Below are 685 nucleotides of genomic sequence, written 5' to 3'. Positions count from 1 at the left end.
CCGTCCGCGTCCTGCGCCATCTCGCCCGTCGCCTCGTCGGCATAGGCGGTCACGATCACGCCCGCCGCGGCGCATAGCGACAGATACCATAATTGGTGACACGCGCTCAGCGACGCGATCAGCAGTTCCTCCGGATTCCAGCGCGTCGGGTCGCCGCGGAACGCCGGGTCGGACGAACCGGCGATCGCCGCCTTTCCCGCGGCGGCGATGTCGTGCGCGCGCGAATAACCGTCATGCGTCGCGGTCCCGGCGCCGCGGTTGCCGGTCCATTCGGTGCGCACCGCGTAGCGATGCCGGGGCGTGGTCGTCGGCCGCTCGTTCATGGGGCTTGGCACCCAAAATGGATAGTGCGGCTATCGCCGCGGAACCGCATCGATAGTGTCGCGCACGATCGCCCTCAATGACCGATTCTCCCTCCCCCCTGCCCTATCGCCAGATATCGCGCCTGTTCGGGGAGGTGTACGTATCCGTCGGCCGCGCCACCGCGCATCACCTGACGCACAATCCCGACCGCGGCGTCGTCGCGCTGCTGCTGGCGCGGGTGTGCGCCGCGGACTGGAGCAGCCAGGGCGTACTGGCGCCGCCGCGCGAACAGACGCGGTTCGGATCGATCAACGCGCTGTCGCGGTCGCTGGGGCGGCCGTTCGAGACGGTGCGGCGCCATACCCATGCGCTGGCGCTGGAC

General features: G+C 69.8%; 1 protein-coding gene and 1 pseudogene. One reads left to right on the top strand and one right to left on the bottom strand.

Annotated features, from left to right (window positions below; translation table 11 throughout):
* The coding region (locus ASG29_RS17195; RefSeq protein ID WP_414884383.1) for an OsmC family protein at positions 1–335 on the bottom strand (335 nt) is incomplete at its 3' end.
* Between the two features lie 65 nt (positions 336–400).
* Here ASG29_RS17195 and ASG29_RS08710 point away from each other — a divergent pair.
* Positions 401–685: pseudogene (locus tag ASG29_RS08710) on the top strand (hypothetical protein); the annotation flags it as partial.

This window comes from Sphingomonas sp. Leaf412 (assembly GCF_001425405.1).
Lineage (GTDB): Bacteria > Pseudomonadota > Alphaproteobacteria > Sphingomonadales > Sphingomonadaceae > Sphingomonas.
The sequence above is the reverse complement of the archived record's forward strand: the minus strand, read 5'-3'. Positions and strand labels throughout refer to the sequence as shown.